The sequence below is a fragment of the Campylobacter armoricus genome (assembly GCF_013372105.1).
GTDB classification, from domain to species: Bacteria; Campylobacterota; Campylobacteria; order Campylobacterales; family Campylobacteraceae; genus Campylobacter_D; species Campylobacter_D armoricus.
In genome coordinates this window covers 137,648-155,108 of sequence record NZ_CP053825.1, presented here as the reverse complement: position 1 = coordinate 155,108, position 17,461 = coordinate 137,648, and the positions used below count along the sequence as shown (strand labels likewise).

23 protein-coding genes are annotated in these 17,461 nt (G+C 28.6%); all 23 read right to left on the bottom strand.

The genetic code is table 11. The features are described from left to right. Positions 1 to 12: 12 nt before the first annotated feature. The 23 genes from CARM_RS00870 to CARM_RS00760 all read right to left on the bottom strand — a co-directional run bounded on the left by CARM_RS00870 (position 13) and on the right by CARM_RS00760 (position 17,458). Positions 13 to 1,002 (bottom strand): tetratricopeptide repeat protein, encoded by a 990-nt coding sequence (locus CARM_RS00870; protein ID WP_139426566.1) that lies wholly within the window; start codon positions 1,000 to 1,002, stop codon positions 13 to 15. A gap of 11 nt (positions 1,003 to 1,013) precedes the next feature. Continuing rightward, a complete protein-coding gene (gene pal / locus CARM_RS00865; protein WP_139426568.1) occupies positions 1,014 to 1,499 on the bottom strand; it encodes a peptidoglycan-associated lipoprotein Pal in 486 nt (161 codons plus the stop codon). Positions 1,500 to 1,563: 64 nt separating this feature from the next. Next, entirely contained in the window at positions 1,564 to 2,763 is a 1,200-nt protein-coding gene (tolB, locus tag CARM_RS00860; protein WP_139426570.1) for a Tol-Pal system protein TolB, read from the bottom strand. Then, positions 2,763 to 3,539 (bottom strand): TonB C-terminal domain-containing protein, encoded by a 777-nt coding sequence (locus CARM_RS00855; RefSeq protein WP_139426571.1) that lies wholly within the window; start codon positions 3,537 to 3,539, stop codon positions 2,763 to 2,765. Before CARM_RS00855 ends, tolB begins: the two co-directional genes overlap by 1 nt. A gap of 3 nt (positions 3,540 to 3,542) precedes the next feature. Next, entirely contained in the window at positions 3,543 to 3,929 is a 387-nt protein-coding gene (locus tag CARM_RS00850) for an ExbD/TolR family protein (RefSeq protein ID WP_139426573.1), read from the bottom strand. Positions 3,930 to 3,932: 3 nt separating this feature from the next. Beyond that, on the bottom strand, positions 3,933 to 4,496 hold the full coding sequence (locus CARM_RS00845; protein ID WP_139426575.1) for a MotA/TolQ/ExbB proton channel family protein: 564 nt from the start codon (positions 4,494 to 4,496) through the stop codon (positions 3,933 to 3,935). Beyond that, positions 4,496 to 4,888, bottom strand: a complete 393-nt coding sequence (gene atpC, locus CARM_RS00840) for an ATP synthase F1 subunit epsilon (protein ID WP_139426577.1) — start codon at positions 4,886 to 4,888, stop codon at positions 4,496 to 4,498. The genes CARM_RS00845 and atpC overlap by 1 nt, the downstream gene beginning before the upstream one ends. Positions 4,889 to 4,892: 4 nt before the next feature. Continuing rightward, positions 4,893 to 6,347 carry a F0F1 ATP synthase subunit beta gene (gene atpD / locus CARM_RS00835; RefSeq protein ID WP_139426579.1) on the bottom strand — a complete coding sequence of 485 codons (1,455 nt, stop codon included), beginning with the start codon at positions 6,345 to 6,347 and terminating at the stop codon, positions 4,893 to 4,895. 14 nt (positions 6,348 to 6,361) lie between these two features. Then, on the bottom strand, positions 6,362 to 7,246 hold the full coding sequence (gene atpG, locus CARM_RS00830; protein WP_139426581.1) for an ATP synthase F1 subunit gamma: 885 nt from the start codon (positions 7,244 to 7,246) through the stop codon (positions 6,362 to 6,364). 9 nt (positions 7,247 to 7,255) lie between these two features. After that, positions 7,256 to 8,761, bottom strand: coding sequence for a F0F1 ATP synthase subunit alpha (gene atpA / locus CARM_RS00825; RefSeq protein ID WP_139426583.1), 1,506 nt, complete (start codon positions 8,759 to 8,761; stop codon positions 7,256 to 7,258). Positions 8,762 to 8,770: 9 nt separating this feature from the next. Continuing rightward, entirely contained in the window at positions 8,771 to 9,292 is a 522-nt protein-coding gene (locus CARM_RS00820) for a F0F1 ATP synthase subunit delta (protein ID WP_139426585.1), read from the bottom strand. Further along, entirely contained in the window at positions 9,292 to 9,798 is a 507-nt protein-coding gene (locus tag CARM_RS00815; protein WP_139426587.1) for a F0F1 ATP synthase subunit B, read from the bottom strand. Before CARM_RS00815 ends, CARM_RS00820 begins: the two co-directional genes overlap by 1 nt. Before the next feature lie 10 nt (positions 9,799 to 9,808). After that, the gene (locus CARM_RS00810; protein ID WP_139426589.1) at positions 9,809 to 10,234 is read right to left on the bottom strand and encodes a FoF1 ATP synthase subunit B'; all 426 of its coding nucleotides are present in this window, start codon (positions 10,232 to 10,234) and stop codon (positions 9,809 to 9,811) included. Between the two features lie 59 nt (positions 10,235 to 10,293). After that, on the bottom strand, positions 10,294 to 11,127 hold the full coding sequence (locus CARM_RS00805; RefSeq protein ID WP_139426591.1) for a ParB/RepB/Spo0J family partition protein: 834 nt from the start codon (positions 11,125 to 11,127) through the stop codon (positions 10,294 to 10,296). A gap of 3 nt (positions 11,128 to 11,130) precedes the next feature. Further along, entirely contained in the window at positions 11,131 to 11,913 is a 783-nt protein-coding gene (locus CARM_RS00800) for a ParA family protein (protein WP_012660935.1), read from the bottom strand. Continuing rightward, positions 11,910 to 12,545 (bottom strand): biotin--[acetyl-CoA-carboxylase] ligase, encoded by a 636-nt coding sequence (locus CARM_RS00795; protein ID WP_139426592.1) that lies wholly within the window; start codon positions 12,543 to 12,545, stop codon positions 11,910 to 11,912. The genes CARM_RS00800 and CARM_RS00795 overlap by 4 nt, the downstream gene beginning before the upstream one ends. Beyond that, positions 12,526 to 13,437, bottom strand: coding sequence for a methionyl-tRNA formyltransferase (fmt, locus tag CARM_RS00790; protein WP_139426594.1), 912 nt, complete (start codon positions 13,435 to 13,437; stop codon positions 12,526 to 12,528). The genes CARM_RS00795 and fmt overlap by 20 nt, the downstream gene beginning before the upstream one ends. Before the next feature lie 74 nt (positions 13,438 to 13,511). Further along, entirely contained in the window at positions 13,512 to 14,000 is a 489-nt protein-coding gene (locus CARM_RS00785) for a DUF6194 family protein (RefSeq protein WP_139426597.1), read from the bottom strand. After that, positions 13,975 to 14,274: a TfoX/Sxy family protein gene (locus CARM_RS00780; RefSeq protein WP_139426599.1), complete on the bottom strand. Its 300-nt coding sequence runs from the start codon at positions 14,272 to 14,274 to the stop codon at positions 13,975 to 13,977. Before CARM_RS00780 ends, CARM_RS00785 begins: the two co-directional genes overlap by 26 nt. Positions 14,275 to 14,467: 193 nt before the next feature. Then, positions 14,468 to 15,508, bottom strand: a complete 1,041-nt coding sequence (obgE, locus tag CARM_RS00775; RefSeq protein ID WP_139426601.1) for a GTPase ObgE — start codon at positions 15,506 to 15,508, stop codon at positions 14,468 to 14,470. Positions 15,509 to 15,605: 97 nt separating this feature from the next. Next, on the bottom strand, positions 15,606 to 15,860 hold the full coding sequence (gene rpmA / locus CARM_RS00770) for a 50S ribosomal protein L27 (RefSeq protein ID WP_002862355.1): 255 nt from the start codon (positions 15,858 to 15,860) through the stop codon (positions 15,606 to 15,608). Between the two features lie 10 nt (positions 15,861 to 15,870). After that, positions 15,871 to 16,179: a 50S ribosomal protein L21 gene (gene rplU / locus CARM_RS00765; protein WP_039666480.1), complete on the bottom strand. Its 309-nt coding sequence runs from the start codon at positions 16,177 to 16,179 to the stop codon at positions 15,871 to 15,873. 121 nt (positions 16,180 to 16,300) lie between these two features. Then, positions 16,301 to 17,458: a hypothetical protein gene (locus CARM_RS00760; RefSeq protein ID WP_139426603.1), complete on the bottom strand. Its 1,158-nt coding sequence runs from the start codon at positions 17,456 to 17,458 to the stop codon at positions 16,301 to 16,303. Positions 17,459 to 17,461: the final 3 nt, after the last annotated feature.

The window sequence follows — 17,461 nt, the reverse complement described above, 5'->3', positions numbered from 1 at the left end:
TCCTCTCTTAAATTATTTTCTATCTGGTGAAGCTTTTGCTTCAGGACTATCAGGATATGCTGTCTTTAGTGCTTTATAAAATTTGTTAGCACTTTTAGTATCTCCAACTTTATCTAAACTAATAGCAGTATGGTAAAGCAATTTTGGGACATAATCACCTTTTGTACTTATAGCTGAACTTTTTTTATAAAATCCCAAAGCTCCGGCATAGTCTTGCTGTTTATATCTAATTTCTCCAAGCCAAAATGTAGATCTTGCCGGTTTATAGTGTATGCTAATTAAATGCTCAAATTTTTCTTTTGCATTTTCAAATTGATTTTTATTCGTTTCAACAATTGCTTGCTGTAAAATTTCACTAGATTGTAATTTTTTCCAACTATCATCTTTTTTTTCAATTATTTCTACATTCGTTGTATTTACTTCTTGAATATTTTCTTGAGTTTTATTCATATCATTAACTATAGGAATAATTTTAGAAGCATTTGCTTGATTTTGCACCTTAGCTATTTCTGATTGAAAAAAAGCTATACTTTGATTCATATCTTCTTTAGATGCATAATCATCATTAATTTTATTAATTAAAGTTGTAATTTCACTTAGTATTTTTTGGATTTCTTGATGATTTTTTTCTTGAATTTGTCTATTTTCTTCTACATAAGCTCTCAAATTTTGAATTTCATGAGTAATATTTGTATCGAAATTTTGATGATTTTCTTCTAATGAAAATAATTTTGTATTAACTTTAGAATACTGAACATTCAAACCTTCTGTTACACTTTGTAAGCCTTCTATATTTTCTATTGCGGTATTTAATTTGCTAGTTAAATTAGTATAGTATTCATTTAAAGCTTTTAATCGTTCTTGATTTTCATATTGTAATTTTTCATTTTGAGTTAATCCATAAGGTGTTTTTGTATCTACTTTTCCTGCATCAAATGCTGAAATTTCAGCATATAAAAAAGTAGCTCCCAAAAGAGCTACGGATAATAATTTTTTTTTCATTATTATAAAGCTTATTTTGCTAATTTAAATTCTGCACGACGATTTTGTGCATCACAAGTTTTAGTTCTTTCAGTACATACAGGATTAGTCTCACCATAACTTTTTACGCTAATTCTATCCGCACTAACACCTTGAGCAACTAAAGATTCCTTTACTGATTTTGCTCTTTTTAATCCTAAAGCTTGATTATATTCATCAGTTCCCCATTCATCACAATTTCCTTCAACTACAATTGTAGCATTAGAAGCTTCTTTATTAAATATTTCTGCATTATTAGCAATTACTTTTTGCATATCTTTTCTAACATCAAATTTATCAAAATCAAAATACACATTAGCAATAGAATTTAAAGACTCAAGATTTTCAAATCTATCTGAACCACCACTTCCTTTAGAACTATCAACACTACTTGAGCTACTTACACTTGTATTTTTTGTAGCACAACCACTGACAATAACAGCAAACGCAGTAATTGAAGCAAAAATGATTTTTTTCATTACTTTCCCCTTTTTTATTAAAAATAATATTTAATTATAACAAAAAAAATGATATTTTTATATCTTACCAATCAATTGATTGAATTTTTCCAACTTTTAAACCATAATGGAATGCTTTATTTGCATTAATCCTTATCACACCCAAAGCACTTTGTGAGCCTAAGTATTTAATAAAAACTACACTTTCTCCATCACTAGAAAATCTTGGAAAAAGATTTTTTCCATTTGCAGTAAGCTGTCTTATATAATCACTTTGCGTTGACATTAAATAAAGATTAAAAACCCCTCTTTGATTTGCTTCTCTACTAGAATATACCATATAATGTTTATGAGTAGAAACCGAAGAATTGTTTTTACCATGAAAAACTACTTGCTGTGTTAAATTAGAATCCATATTTTGCATAAAAATATTTGGATAACCCAAGCGATCGGATACAAAGACTATATTTTTATCATTATCTACAAAATTACCATTTACATCAATTCCTGTATAGTTTGTAATTTGTATAAGATTTTTTGTACCTATATCATATAAATATACATCTGGCTGATCTTTTGGCGCCATAGTAAGAAGTATTTTTTTACCATCATCACTAACATCAGAAGCAACTATCATGCCTTTACTTGAAATGATTTTTATAATATTCTTATTTTTTATATTATACTTATAAAGTGTTGGAATTTCATCTTCATAAGCTGTAAAATAAAAAGCATCCTGTTCTTTATTTGCCCACTTAGGAAATAGATTTAAACCTTTTGAAATTAATACTTTTTGATAGGTTAAAGTATAATCAGCTAATAAAATATCGCTTTGTTTATTACCTTGAGTTCTAGCTATTAAAATTTTATGATCCATCCAATCAACTGGTGCAAAGCCTAATTTTTTTACCATTTGAACAATACTTTTATGTGCTAAAAAAGGATATTCCTCTATAGATAAAATTTGTTCATAAAATCTTGTTTTAGTTTCACCTGCAGCTAAAATTTCTACATCAATATCTAAAAGTTTTCCATTCTTATTTAAAGTATAAGAAAAAATATAATCACTTTGCTTTTCATCTTGGATTAATTCAAAATTTGAACTTACTTTAATGTCATTAGATAGCATATTATAAAAACTTTTTTTAAGATCTAAATCATTAAGTTTGGATTGATCTTTAATATAAATTTTAGGCAATTGTATACCTTTATTTACAACAGAAATTGTCGCATCTTGTCCAAATAATATCGAACAAAAAAATAATAACATCAATATTTTTTTCATCACTTCTCCGTTTTAAACTCAATTACATCACTAAGCTGCATTTTGATTTTTATTATTTTACCATTTGGAGGTAAAGTTATATACTTTCCTTCTAAATTTTGCAAAAATTCTTTTACTTTTTTATCAAAACTATCGCTATATGCACTGGTAGCATTTAGCAGGTAAAAACACCCATTATTATCTATTACAAATTCTACTTCTATACTTAAATTCCCGCTAGGATTGTAAATTCTCCATCTATCTTCAAGGTATTTTCTTACAGCTCCCAAAAATTGATCATAGATACCTATTTTTTGTTCCATTAAAGATTGACCTAATTCTTGATTAATTTGCAAATTTTCATTTAACTGCTTTGAAAAATCATTAATTTTTTCCCTTTGTGTAAAAATAGGTTTTTTTGATGGCATTGAAGATTGTACTTTTGTAGTTTTTTCTTCTTGATAATCTTCTATTTTTCCAAATAATTCATCAAAAACACTAGCTTGCTGTTCAATATCTTGAGTATTTACACTCTTATTTGTGGTATATTTTTGTAAAATATTTTCTTCGAATAAATTTTGCAAATTCTCTTTTTGCAATTCTTGTATCATATTTACTTGATTTTTATTAATATTATCTCCAATTTCAATATTAATAAAACTATTAGGATCATCAGTATATTCAACAGCTTTGGTTTTAAACTCAATTAATTTAAAAAATACTAAAAAAACAACAAAAAAATAAATTAAAATTGCATAAACAAAAGCTCTTATGTTATTTTTAGAATTTTCTTCCATTTTTTACTCAGTTTGCAAAGCAACTTTTTGAAAACCCAAGTGTTTCATAGTTCTCAAAACACTCATTACATCATCATATTTTAAATTTTTATCTGCTCTTATAAAAACAATTTCTTGAGTATTATATTGAATTTTTAACGCATTCATATTATCTGCAAAACTTACAAAATCAAATTTATCTTTTCCTATAAAAATCTCTTTTTTAGCATTAATAGTTACAATCAAACTTTTTATATTAGGAGCACTTGAAGTCTTTTGTGAGCCTTGTGGAAGTTGAACTTTTTCCTCATATGTAATACTTGGTGCTGTAACCATTAATATAGCTAATAAAACCAGCATAATATCCACTAAAGGTGTAATATTTAGTTCTGGTTTATCCTCTAAAAACATTTATTATGCCTTCGAGAAATTACTGATTAATAATTTAATTTCGCTATCTAAAATATTAATCAATTCATAAGCTTTTCTTTTTATAATCAAATGAAAACTATATGCAGGAATTGCAACTAAAATTCCACATCCTGTAGCGACTAATGCTTCACTAATCTTAGGAGCTATAATACTTAATGAATTTTGCATTTCTAAACCACCAAAAGTCTCAAGAATAGAAATAACAGTTCCAAAAAGCCCTATAAATGGTGAAGTAGAAGCTACAATACTCAGCCAAGTTAATCCAATAGTTGCTTTTTTTTCTACCGAATTCTTATAGATATTCATTTTAGTTTCATCAATTTCTTTGCATTTTTTCAAAACTGATGCACTTTGACTTAAATCATTTTCACCTTTCATTAAGGCTTCTAAAGCTTGACTTTCATTTTGTATCCATTTATTAATAAGCATCAATCTTGAAAATAAAATACTAAAACTAAGGATAAAATACATAGAAAGCCAAACTAAAACTACATATGTGACCAAACTTGTGTTGTCAAAAAAATGAAAAATAGCTTGAAAATCCACTATCTTTGCCTTACACTATTATCTAGCTTAGCAAAAGTAGATGCCAAAGCTGTACTATCGCTACTCATTGATTTAATTAGCATTTTTGCTTCTTCTAATTTTTGTGCAATTTCATTATCACTATTTCCTCCAACCCATACAGCACCTTTAGCTAATACACTAATTTTTGTTTCAGAAACTTTAGCATGACCTGAATCAATCGCTATTAATTCGTGAGTTGAATCTGATTTTTCTATATCAATAACTCCAGCTTTAAGTGATGAAATCAAGGATGCATGACCTCTTAAAACTCCAAATTCTCCTTCACTTCCTGGCAAAACAACTAGTTTTACTTCCCCTTGATAAATCATACCAAGAGGAGTAATAATTTCTAAAGATATTAAATCTTTCATAAAATTAACCTTTTTTAGCTTTATCCACTTTACAATTATCTAGACAAACATCTTTTCTACTTACCTCTTTAAGCGTTTCAGCTTTTGCTATAGCTTCATCTATATTACCCACCATATAGAAAGCATTTTCCGGTAAATCATCATATTTACCTTCTAAAATGCCTTTAAAACCAGCTATAGTTTCTTCAAGAGAGATATATTTCCCTGGACTTCCAGTAAATACTTCAGCTACAAAGAATGGTTGAGATAAGAATTTTTCAATTTTTCTTGCTCTTTCAACAATTAATTTATCTTCTTCGCTTAGCTCATCCATACCTAAAATTGCAATTATATCTTGTAAGTCCTTGTATTTTTGCAATACTGATTGAACTCCACGAGCTACTTTATAGTGCTCTTCACCTATGATTTGAGGATCAAGCATTCTTGATGTAGAATCAAGTGGATCAACTGCTGGATAAATACCTTTTTCGGCAATTGATCTATTTAAAACAGTGGTTGCATCCAAATGCGCAAAAACAGTTGCTGGTGCAGGGTCAGTCAAGTCATCTGCTGGTACATATACAGCTTGAACTGAAGTAATAGAACCTTTCTTAGTTGAAGTAATTCTTTCTTGGAATTTACCCATTTCACTAGCTAAAGTTGGCTGGTAACCAACAGCCGAAGGAATTCTTCCTAAAAGTGCTGACATTTCTGAACCTGATTGAGAAAATCTAAAAATATTATCTATAAACATTAAAACATCAAGTCCCATTTCATCTCTAAAATATTCAGCCATAGTTAAACCAGTCAAAGCAATGCGATTTCTTGCTCCTGGTGGTTCGTTCATTTGCCCATAACATAATGCAACTTTATCTAAAACATTACTTTCTTTCATCTCATTATATAGATCATTACCTTCACGCGTTCTCTCGCCAACGCCTGCAAATACTGAATATCCACTATGTTTAAATGCAACATTATGGATTAATTCCATAATAATAACGGTTTTACCAACACCTGCACCACCAAAAAGTCCTACTTTACCACCTTTAGCATAAGGAGCTAATAAATCTACTACTTTAATACCTGTTTCAAAAATTTCACTTTTCGTACTTTGTTCTTCAAATGGAGGAGGATCTCTATGTATAGACCATTTTTTGTCAAAATCTATATTTTCACCCTCATCTATTAAATCTCCAGTAACATTAAAAATCCTTCCTAATACTTTTTCACCCACAGGAACGCTTATAGGATTGCCGGTAGCTTCAACTTTTAAACCTCTTACAAGGCCATCAGTCATATCCATAGCAATAGTTCTTACTTTATTATCACCCAAATGTGCTGCTACTTCAAGAACTAATTTACATTCCTTACCTTCTAACTCATAATTTACTATAATTGCTTCATTAATTTGTGGAAGATAATCTTTAAATTCCACATCAACAACTGGTCCTAAAACTTGAGAAATAAAACCTTGCATCATCACTCCTAAAATTATTTCATTGACTCAACGCCACTGATAATTTCTATCAATTCCGTTGTAATAGATTCTTGTCTAGCTTTATTATAAGCTAAATTAAGCTGTTTCACTCTAGCTTTTGCATTATTAGTAGCATTATCCATAGCTTGCATTCTTGCACTATGCTCTGCTGCTAAAGAATCAACTAAAGAAAAATACATATTATACTCAAAATAAGTTTTTAACAAGTCGTTTAAAATTTCCTCATCTTCAGGCTCTAAGTCCATTAGAGATTGAGAATCTTGTTCTTCTTTACTTGCAATAGCTTGAACTGGCAACAATTCATTGATACGAATTTCCTGAGAAATCATATTTTTATATCCATTATGTATAATAACAACTTTATCTGTAACCTCATTCACAAAATCATCCACAGCACTTTGAATTATCAAACATGCTTTTTCGTAATTTGGGCTTGAGCTAGTATCTAAATATTTCTCTAAAATTTCAATATTTTGAAAATTAAAATATTCTATACCGGTTTTTCCAATGGCTCTTAACCTTACTTTTATTTTTTTTGCTTTACATTCTTCAAGCATTTCATTAACAGCCTTAATGGTTTTTATATTAAAACCACCGCATAAACCTTTATCAGCAGTAATAAAAATAATATCTACTTTTTCTATATTATCTTTTTTTCTAAAAAAAAGAAGTTTATCATCAACACCATTGTATTGATTAATCTTGAATGCAATTTCTGATAAAACTTCATCAATTTTTTGAGCAAAAACTTTTGATTTTTTAGCTGCTTCTTCTGCTTTTCTAAGTTTAGCAGTAGAAACAAGCTTCATTGCATTTGTTGTTTTTTGTGTATTATGAACACTTTTTATTTTTCTTTTAATTTCTTTTAAATTAGACATTTAAAAACCTTATATGTGGTTTGCTTTAAACTCACTCAATGCTTTAGCTAATTTTTCTTCTAAATCTTTATCTAAAGCTTTTTTTGTTCTAATTTGCTCAAAAATCTCTGGATATTTAGCTTCAATAAACGGATACAAAGCTGTTTCAAATTCACCAATTTTTGAAACAGCAATATCATCTAAATATCCCTTAGTTCCTGCATAAATCATTACAACTTGATTTTCTGCTGAAAGTGGTGAATACGGAGGTTGCTTTAACACCTCAACCATTCTTTGTCCACGCTCTAATTGTTTTCTACTAGCTTCATCTAAATCACTTGCAAATTGAGCAAAAGCTTGCAATTCTCTATATTGAGCCAAATCTAATCTTAGTGTTCCTGAAACTTGTTTTGTTGCTTTAATTTGAGCAGCACCACCAACACGGGATACAGAAAGACCAACATTAATTGCTGGACGAATACCTGAATTAAATAAATCAGTTTCTAAGAAAATTTGACCATCTGTAATTGAAATAACATTTGTTGGAATATACGCTGAAACATCGCCTGCTTGAGTTTCGATGATTGGTAAAGCTGTTAAACTTCCTGCTCCTAATTCATCACTTAATTTGCTTGCTCTTTCAAGTAATCTTGAATGCAAATAAAACACATCTCCTGGATAAGCTTCACGACCTGGAGGACGACGCAAAATCAATGACATTTCACGATAAGCAACAGCGTGTTTGCTTAAATCATCATAAACAATCAAAGCATGTCTTGAATTATCTCTAAAATATTCACCCATGGTTACACCAGTATATGGTGCAAGATATTGCAGTGCAGCAGGATCGGAAGCACCTGCATTAACAACTATACTATAATCCATTGCACCGTACTCTTCAAGTTTTTTAACCACTTGAGCAACTGTGCTTTGTTTTTGACCGATTGCAACATAAATACAAACAACATCTTTTCCTTTTTGACTAATAATTGTATCAATCGCAACAGTAGTTTTACCTGTCTGTCTATCGCCGATAATCAACTCTCTTTGTCCTCTACCAATTGGAACTAAAGCATCAATTGCTTTAATACCTGTATGTAATGGCTCATGAACACTTTTTCTAGCCATAATACCTTTTGCTTTTTCTTCAACAAAACGATATTCACTAGCTTCAATCACACCTTTGGCATCAATTGGCTCGCCTAAAGCATTTACAACACGCCCGATTAATGCATCACCAACTGGAACTTTTAAAAGTTTTTTTAACCTTTTTACAGAACTCCCCTCTTTAAGACCAAGTCCTTTTCCCAAAATAACGATACCTACACTTGATTCTTCAAGGTTAAGAACCATACCTTTTTCACCATTTTCAAATTCAACCATTTCTCCTGCCATAGCATTTTTAAGTCCATATACTTTAGCAACACCATCAGCAATTGAAATAATTTTACCAGTTTCTTCTATTTCAAGATTGAAATCAAATTTTTCAATTCTTTCTTTTATAATAGAACTAATCTCATCTGCTTTAAATTTCATTAAGTCTCCTTAAATTGCTTTTAATATATATTCATTCATTTTAGCTTTTAAATTTTGCATTGAAAATGAAATTTCATATCCAAGTCCATCTAAGCTAATTTTTACACTGTCGTTATCACTTATTTTACTATCTAGTCTAATATTTGCATTAAATTTTTGACTAAGTTTTTCTTCCAAATTTTTAATATCGTCTTTGCTTAACTCTTCTTTTGAATAAACTTGTCCTAAAAAGGTATTCTCTTTTAATGCTTTTTGCTCACTTAATTCTTTAGTAATATCCGGAATCAACATTTCTCTATTATTATTAATAACTAAAGCAAGAAAATTTTTAAAAGTATCACTAACATTATCCAACAAAGAAAGCAGCAATTCTAATTTCTTTTCTTGTTTTACTTCATAAGAATTTAAAATATTTATAAATTTCTCACAATTATACGCAGAACTAAGTAATATTAAATTATTATAAAAAAATTCAAAATCATTTCTTTCTAATATAGCTTTAGCATAAGTTTTTGCAATTACATTTTCCATTAAGATACCTTTTTCATCATAATATTTAAAATTTCTTTTTGCTGCAATTGCAAACTCTCATCATCAAAAATTTCATCCAACACCGCCTGAACAACTTCTTTTTCCATTCTTCTCATTTCGTATTCTTTATGCTCTTCAAATGTTTTTTCTAATGCTTTAAGTTCCATTTTTGTTTCATTATCAATTTTATCAGCAATAATTTCAGCCTCTTTTTTCGCCAACACAACCGCATTAATAGCTTCTTGTTTTGCCAAATCAAGCTTTTTCATCATTTCTAATTTATGATTTTTACTTGCAATAAGCTTTTCTTGAATTTCATTCATTCTAGAAGCAATTTTTGTAATTCTTCCATTGTAAAAATTCTTCAAAGGAGTTGCAATGAAATAATACAAAATAGCAGCAAATAAAATAAAATTAACCACTCTTGGAATTATATCGTATTCTCCACTTCCATTACCTGCTGCAAAAGCATAAAAAGGAAATATCAATACTAAAAAATTTTTCATCGTCTTTCCTTTAAATTTTATTTAAGCTTTGCTTAAAGCTATGTTTAAATTCTGGCATTTTTAAACGCATTTCTTCTTTTAATTCTTTTTCTTTTTCTTTAAGACTTTTGAGAAATACAACCATTTGCTCTTCCAGTTCTTTTTTTCGTGCTGATAATTCTTTCTCCTGTTTAAATTTTGCTTCTTCAATTGCTTTAGATTTAATTTGATTAATCTCATCTCTTGTTTGGATATGAATTTTTTCTAATTCAATCTCAACATTTGAAATATCATCAGAGTTTTTTTTCATTTTTTCTTCATCATTTTTAATAGTTAAATCTCTAGAATCCATAAATTTAATCAAAGGTTTATAAAGCATGGAATTTAAAATCACTATTAAAAGTAAAAAAATAACACCTGTAGCTATCATGATGGAAAAATGTACATCATTAAACATTAATACTCCTAAAATAAAATAAATCTTTTTATTTTATCAAAATATACCTAAAAACATATTTAATCCAATGTTCTTATAAATTTTACTACCTCATCTTCATCTATAAATTCTATAGTCAATTTTAAATTTTTACTCTGTGTTTTAAAGCCTAAATTATTTAATTTTTCTTTTAATTTTATTATAGATTGATACTTTTTATTATTTGTATTTTTGTTTTTAAAATTTTTAATTAACTTTTCTGTATCTCTTACATTAAGCTTTTGACCTATGATAGTATCAACTATCATTTTTTCTTTATCCTTTTCAAGTCCCACTAAAACTTTTGCATGACCTTGAGAAATTTTGCCTTCAATAATAAAATCTTGTGTTTGTTTATTTAAATTTAAAAGTCTTAGCGTATTAGCAATTTGTGGTCTTGATTTATGAATAAGATCGGCCAATTTTTCTTGAGTAATATTATGAATTTCTAATAGTTCTTTGTATGAATGTGCCAACTCTATAGGATTTAAATTTTCTCTTTGAATATTTTCTATTAAGGCTATTTCTCTTAATTTTATATCATTAACATTTAAAACAATGGCTTTAATTTGCTCTTTTCCTAAAAACTTGCATGCCCTATATCTTCTCTCACCTGCTATTAAAATATAGTTAAATTCATCTTTTTTAAAAACAACTATAGGCTGAATCAAACCATATTCTTTAATAGATCCTGCAAGCTCTTCCAAAGCTTGCGTATTAAAATTTTTTCTTGGTTGATAAGGATTTGGGCTAATTAATTCTATATCAATTTCCTCTATTCTACCTTCATTGGAGCCTAGTTCTTTTTCATAAACTTCATCAATATCAGCTAAAATGCTACTTAAACCTCTTCCTAATGCACTTTTTTTTGCCATTTTTTATCCTAATATAGAATGTGCTAAATTTTGATATGCCACTGAACCTGGAGATTTTATATCATAAAGTATTATAGGTTTTCCATAACTTGGACTTTCAGCTAATTTTACATTCCTTGGTATAATGATAAAATCATCTTCATTATCACCTGTTCTAAATAATTTTTGTTTGAAATTTTGCTTTAAATCTTCTACGGTGTCTTTTGAAAGATTATTTTGCGAGCTATACATAGTCGGTAAAAAACCTTTGATTTTTAGCTTTGGATTAATAGTTTTTTTCACAAATTTTATGGTGTTTAAAACCATCGCCACGCCTTCAAGTGCATAAAACTCACATTGTATAGGAATAATAACACTATCACTTGCTGCAAATGCATTTACCGTGATACTTCCAAGTGCAGGAGGTGAATCGATGATAATAAAATCATAATCTTTAGCAATCTCTTTAATTTTTTCTCTTAAAATTGTTCTATACTCACCACTTTCTTTTACAACTTCTTGTTCAATCCCAACTAAAGAAATATTTGAAGGAGCTAAATATAATTGTGGAAGTTCAGTTTTTAAAATAATCTCAGAAAGCTTTTTTCTACCTATAAAAACATGATAAATATTATATTCATAATTACTTCTATTAAAACCAAGTCCTGTTGTAGCATTCGCTTGTGGGTCAATATCTATCAAAAGAACTTTTTTTTCAGCTACCGCTAAAGAAGCTGCTAGATTAATAGCAGTAGTAGTTTTACCTACTCCACCTTTTTGATTTGCAATAGTTATTATCTCACTCATCTTAAACTATATATCCTTTTATTATCTAACAATATAGAACCATCTTTATACAACAAAGCATCTTTTAAAGATAAAATTTTACCTTCATTGTGTATAAAAAAATTTCTTGATTTTTCAAATTCTAACATATACTTGCTAAAAATATTCTTCCATAAAATTTTCTCATCTACATAAGAAAAATATTCAATTAAAAGTTTTTGTATATCTACTTCTATATCTAAAATTTCAGCATTAAATGGAGCATATTTAAGATTAATTCCCATTCCTACAACCAAAAAATCATTGATTTTAGAACTCATTAATCCACCTATTTTTTTATCATCTATATAAAAATCATTAGGCCATTTAATCCATACTTTTGAATTTTGTCTTTGCAATACCTCTTTCATTAAAAATGCAAAATATATACTAGCAGAAGCCAAAGGAAGATCTTGTGTTAATTCTTGTATTTTTATACAAAATGAAACATGTAAATTTCCTTGCTTGCTTTGCCAAGTATTATCCCTACTACCTATACCAGCACTTTGAATAAAAGCACAAATAGCAGTGCTGCTAGTAATTTCTCCACTACGGATTTTATCACTTAAATAAATTTGTGTTGATTCAAGCTCATCAAAATAAACTATCTCCAAGTTTTAACCTTTTTCCATTCAAATAAGTCTTAGCATCTAAGGCTTTTTTTCCACTTTCTTGTAAAATTTTAATCCTTAAAATACCTTTTTTACATGAAAGCAAAAAGCTTTCCTTCTCTATTTGCAAAACCACACCTGAGTCTTGATTTTTTTCACTATCAACTAATTCTATATCTAAAAATTTCATACCATTTTCTAAAAAAATTCCAGGCCAAGGTGTAAAAGCTAAAAATTTTTGATAAATTTCATTTGCATTATCCAAAGCAATCAACCCATCTTCTTTTTTGATTTTTTTACAATGTGTAACTAAACTTTCATCTTGTTTTTTTGGAATAATTTTTTCAAAATTCAAAAGCGTAGAAATAGTAAGCTTAGCTGCTAAATTTGAAAGCATAGTAAAAACTTCTACTGAATTTTTACCCTCGATATTGCATTCTATGCTTTCTAAAATTGCACCACTATCAAGACCTTCTTCCATAAGCATAGTACAAATTCCACTTATTTTATCCCCATTTAAAATAGCACTTTGTATAGGAGAAGCACCACGATACTTTGGTAACAACGAAGCATGTAAGTTTATGCAAGGAGCAATATCTAAAATTTCTTTTGGCAAAATTTTCCCATAAGCAGCAACAACTATAAAATCAGGTTTTAAACTTTTTATTTCATTAATTATGTTTTCATCTTTTAAGGTTTTTGGAGTGAAAATTTCTATATTTAAATTATTTTCTAAAACAAATTTTTTAGTATCACTTGGAGTTAAAATTTGCTTTCTTCCCACAGGTTTATCAGGCTGGGTTAATAAAGCTTGGACATTAAACCCTTTATTAACAAGCTCTTTTAAAATACAAGTTGCATAAGAGGGAGTCCCCATAAAAATAATATTTTTCATGATTTTCCTATTATCAAATAGTGTATTATATTAAATATGTGTAAATTTTATAATTTTAAGGTTTTAAAAGATATTTAATTGCTTTTTATTCTTTTTTGGTAGGTTTTTATAGCTTTTTGATATGAAAGCTCAAGATAATCTTTAAAAATTTCGAAATTTTTTCTAGAAGGACTATTAATACAAATATATCCCATATAAGCATAAATTGGATGAGGCATGATAAAATCAAGCATAGAAAAATCATAATTTAAACTAACAACCTCCCCCTTTAAAGCTTTTTTAGGTTTTTGACCAAAAAGATTTTGGTAATCTTGATCACAAAGAGAGCAACTTAGACGAAACACACCTTCTCTATTTAAATTCGAAGCATTATCATTTATGCCATCATTTTCTTTAATAGTACAAAAATAAACTCCATTTTTTAAAACCTTATCGGGATTATAAAAAAAGCTATGTTCTTTATAGGTAAATTTATATACCAAGCCTTTAAAATTAGACTTGATATATTCTTGGATAAAATCTATATTTAAACCATTTTTACATTTTGCTTGCAAATTTTTCAATTACCTTTTTTAGAATTTCAATATCTTCAATATCTAAAATATACCATTGTTTAGCTTTTGGATAGGGAATGCCCAAATCGTTATCTTTTAAAAGTTCATTTAAAAAAGAAAATTGTTTGACATATAAAACATCATCACAAAGTAAAAATATAGGCTTATTATCAGCATAAATACAATATTCACCAAACATCTTTCTTGCACTAAAAACAATTTTGCTTTCACAAAATCTAAGTTGCTCTAAAACAAAATCTTTAAAATCTTCGCTACTTGCCATAATTCCCTTTTTTATAAAGAAATTTTTATAATTGATTTTAGTATAAATAAAATAACCAATTCCTAAAATAAATCAAAAATTCCAAAAAAACAAGCATTAAATTTTACCAAGATAATAAGATACATAAAATAATTAAAATGGATTAAAGCTATAATTAATTACAAAGTGTTGTTTTTTGGCTTTTTATTTTTCATCATTTTTCGTTTTTTCTTAATTTTTTAATCTCCTCTAAAAGCATAAATTTAAGATCTTTAAGTCCTGTTTTTTCAAGACTTGATACTTTAATCAAAAAACTTTGTGGATTGTTTTGACTTTGCAAATAAGCTTTTAATTCACTATAATCATCCTCCATTTTTTGAGCAAATTCCTCACCTAAATTTACACTATCACTTTTTGAAAGCATTATTCCAAAATTTCTTGCATAAAGCTTGCTTGAAAATTTTTCCAATTCCTTTCTTAAGATACAAAATTGTTCTTTCAAACTCATTTCTCTTAACGGATCAAGCACAAAAAGTAAAAATGAAGTCCTTTCTATGTGTCTTAAAAATTCAAATCCCAAACCTTTTCCATCGCTCGCGCCTTCTATAATACCTGGGATATCCGCCATTACAAAAGAATTATAATCATCCACCTCAACCATACCAAGCTTTGGGGTTAGAGTGGTAAATTCATAATTAGCAATTTCAGGTTTTGCATTAGATACTACACTTATAAGAGTGGATTTTCCTACATTTGGAAAACCAACAAGCCCTACATCTGCTATGAGTTTTAATTCTAAACGCACACTTAAAGTTTTTCCTGCAACACCTGGTTGGGCATAATCTGGACGTTGATTAGTGGAGTTTTTAAAATGAGTATTGCCAAGACCGCCTTTACCACCTTTTAAAAATAATTCTTTTTGACCTTCAACAAGCATATCAAGCAAAACTTCTCCACTTTGTGCATCAATTACTTGGGTTCCTTGCGGAACAATTAATTCTAAATTTTCCCCTCTTTTACCATTTTTATTTCGCCCTAAACCTGGTTGGCCATTTTGAGCCTTAAGCTCTTTTTTACCTTTAAAATGAACTAAGGTATGAGTATTATTATCGCAGATAAAATATACATGACCTCCATTTCCGCCATCACCACCATCAGGTCCACCAAGTGGCACATGTTTTTCACGGCGAAAACTTACTGCACCTTTACCACCATTACCCGAACTTAAAACAAGTTTCACATTATCTATAAACATATAATCACCAAAGTATAAATTTTTTAAAATGATATTATAATTTTTTTAATATATTAAGATTAAAAAGAAGAAAAAGGCTACAAAGTAGCCTTAAAAATTATGCAGGATAAACAGAAACTTTTTTTCTATTTTTATCTTTTCTTTCGAATTTTACAAAACCATCAATTAAAGCAAAAATTGTATGATCTTTTCCCATGCCTACATTATTACCTGCATGAGTTGCTGTTCCTCTTTGGCGGATGATAATATTACCAGCACGAACAAATTCTCCACCAAATTTTTTAACACCTAGACGACGACCTATAGAATCACGATTATTCTGAGTTGAACCTTGACCTTTCTTGTGTGCCATTCTTTACTCCTTATGCTTTAATATCTACTACTCTAACGCGAGTAAATTGTCTTCTAAAACCGCGTTTTAGCTTAGAGTCTTTTCTGCGTCTTTTTTTGTATATAACAACTTTTTTGTCTTTTCCATGAGCAACCACTTCTAAAACAACTTTTGCACCCGCAACAAAAGGCGCACCTACCTTTAATTCTTTATCGCATACAGCAAGAACTTCGCTTACTTCTACACTTGATTTTACTTCAGCTTCAAAACGATCTAGTTTAAGCTCATCACCTTGGCTTACTCTATATTGCTTTCCGCTGTGTTTTATAATAGCATACATAGCTATCCTTTCTTAAAATATTTTGGTAGCACCATAAAGCATTATGTATAAAACATAAATTTAGAAAGCTTTAGTGGTTAAAACTTGAGATTATACTCAAATAATTTTAAATTTAGGTTAATTACCATCCTAAATTTACTGTGCCATTTTGATTAACACTATGTTGTTTTTCCATTCCAACACCACCATCATCTAAAGGCCTGCAAATATCTCCTTTTTTAACACTTCCTTCAAGAATTTTTGCATATGATAATTTTGGTGTTGAGCGTATAATTTGAACCTTTCCACTTTTTGTTTCTATTCTTGCTGTATTTTCTTTAGTATAAACATCCTTTATCACTTCACCCAAAGAATAACACTCATAAATATCATCATTGCTTAAAGTTTGCGAAAAAACTACTTCATTGTTGCTAACTTGTGCAATTTTTAAAGGATAAATAGCATTTAATATATCATCTGAAATTTTCTTTGCTATTTTTTCACTTAGCTTTTCACTTGCAACTAAAGAATCGCCTTTAATAGAAGCTGACATGGTTAAAGTGTTTGAAAATTTAATCTGCCTTGTAGCAAATAAAAGCACACGATAATCCACCACAACATCTATTTTATTTCTGCTACCTTTCGTTTTAAGATCAACTCCACCAACATTAAATAATAATATATAATCAGTAGCCAAAACATTCTTTAATTTATATATTTCATCTTTATATGCATCAGGAGATTTTATCAAAGCTTTTTCCATATCATAATAACCCTTAGAATCACGATCTAAAACATTAAATTTTCTGCTTTGAATTAAATTTGTAATTATTTTTTGTTGCAAAATATTGCTAAGCTCTTTATAACTAGAAGAAGTACTAAAAATCGTAATATTTCTTCTGTTGTTAGAATTTAAGCCTGGGGTTTGGTATTTTTTGCTTATAGTCGTTTTAAAAACCGTTACACTAGCAGTATATCCTTTATCGTTTTGTTCTATATTATTAATCTCGTAGGTATCTATCTTACCTTTTGTAACCTTTAAAAGCTCTTCTTTATAATTATCCTTAATATTAGTTTTTTTACTATCTGAATCAATATTAATAAAAACTTCTTTTGCTGAATCAATACTAACTCCATTTAATTTTCCAATGGCTTCTATAATGGCGTTATTCACAGCCTCATCTCTAGTTACCCCAACACCTTCACCACTGCTTGAATAACTAGAAGTAGAACTAACAATCTTTGCATTCAAATTTAAGTGTAAAAATAAACCTATGATACAAACTATTAAATATCTCATAAA

Excerpts from the sequence above, each read along its gene's own strand:
- CARM_RS00870 (WP_139426566.1), bottom strand. The coding sequence starts at position 1,002 with ATGAAAAAAAAATTATTATCCGTAGCTCTTTTGGGAGCTACTTTTTTA.
- pal (WP_139426568.1), bottom strand. The coding sequence starts at position 1,499 with ATGAAAAAAATCATTTTTGCTTCAATTACTGCGTTTGCTGTTATTGTC.
- tolB (WP_139426570.1), bottom strand. The coding sequence starts at position 2,763 with ATGAAAAAAATATTGATGTTATTATTTTTTTGTTCGATATTATTTGGA.
- CARM_RS00855 (WP_139426571.1), bottom strand. The coding sequence starts at position 3,539 with ATGGAAGAAAATTCTAAAAATAACATAAGAGCTTTTGTTTATGCAATT.
- CARM_RS00850 (WP_139426573.1), bottom strand. The coding sequence starts at position 3,929 with ATGTTTTTAGAGGATAAACCAGAACTAAATATTACACCTTTAGTGGAT.
- atpC (WP_139426577.1), bottom strand. The coding sequence starts at position 4,888 with ATGAAAGATTTAATATCTTTAGAAATTATTACTCCTCTTGGTATGATT.
- atpD (WP_139426579.1), bottom strand. The coding sequence starts at position 6,347 with ATGCAAGGTTTTATTTCTCAAGTTTTAGGACCAGTTGTTGATGTGGAA.
- atpG (WP_139426581.1), bottom strand. The coding sequence starts at position 7,246 with ATGTCTAATTTAAAAGAAATTAAAAGAAAAATAAAAAGTGTTCATAAT.
- atpA (WP_139426583.1), bottom strand. The coding sequence starts at position 8,761 with ATGAAATTTAAAGCAGATGAGATTAGTTCTATTATAAAAGAAAGAATT.
- CARM_RS00820 (WP_139426585.1), bottom strand. The coding sequence starts at position 9,292 with ATGGAAAATGTAATTGCAAAAACTTATGCTAAAGCTATATTAGAAAGA.
- CARM_RS00815 (WP_139426587.1), bottom strand. The coding sequence starts at position 9,798 with ATGAAAAATTTTTTAGTATTGATATTTCCTTTTTATGCTTTTGCAGCA.
- CARM_RS00810 (WP_139426589.1), bottom strand. The coding sequence starts at position 10,234 with ATGTTTAATGATGTACATTTTTCCATCATGATAGCTACAGGTGTTATT.
- CARM_RS00805 (WP_139426591.1), bottom strand. The coding sequence starts at position 11,127 with ATGGCAAAAAAAAGTGCATTAGGAAGAGGTTTAAGTAGCATTTTAGCT.
- CARM_RS00800 (WP_012660935.1), bottom strand. The coding sequence starts at position 11,913 with ATGAGTGAGATAATAACTATTGCAAATCAAAAAGGTGGAGTAGGTAAA.
- fmt (WP_139426594.1), bottom strand. The coding sequence starts at position 13,437 with ATGAAAAATATTATTTTTATGGGGACTCCCTCTTATGCAACTTGTATT.
- CARM_RS00780 (WP_139426599.1), bottom strand. The coding sequence starts at position 14,274 with ATGGCAAGTAGCGAAGATTTTAAAGATTTTGTTTTAGAGCAACTTAGA.
- obgE (WP_139426601.1), bottom strand. The coding sequence starts at position 15,508 with ATGTTTATAGATAATGTGAAACTTGTTTTAAGTTCGGGTAATGGTGGT.
- rpmA (WP_002862355.1), bottom strand. The coding sequence starts at position 15,860 with ATGGCACACAAGAAAGGTCAAGGTTCAACTCAGAATAATCGTGATTCT.
- rplU (WP_039666480.1), bottom strand. The coding sequence starts at position 16,179 with ATGTATGCTATTATAAAACACAGCGGAAAGCAATATAGAGTAAGCCAA.
- CARM_RS00760 (WP_139426603.1), bottom strand. The coding sequence starts at position 17,458 with ATGAGATATTTAATAGTTTGTATCATAGGTTTATTTTTACACTTAAAT.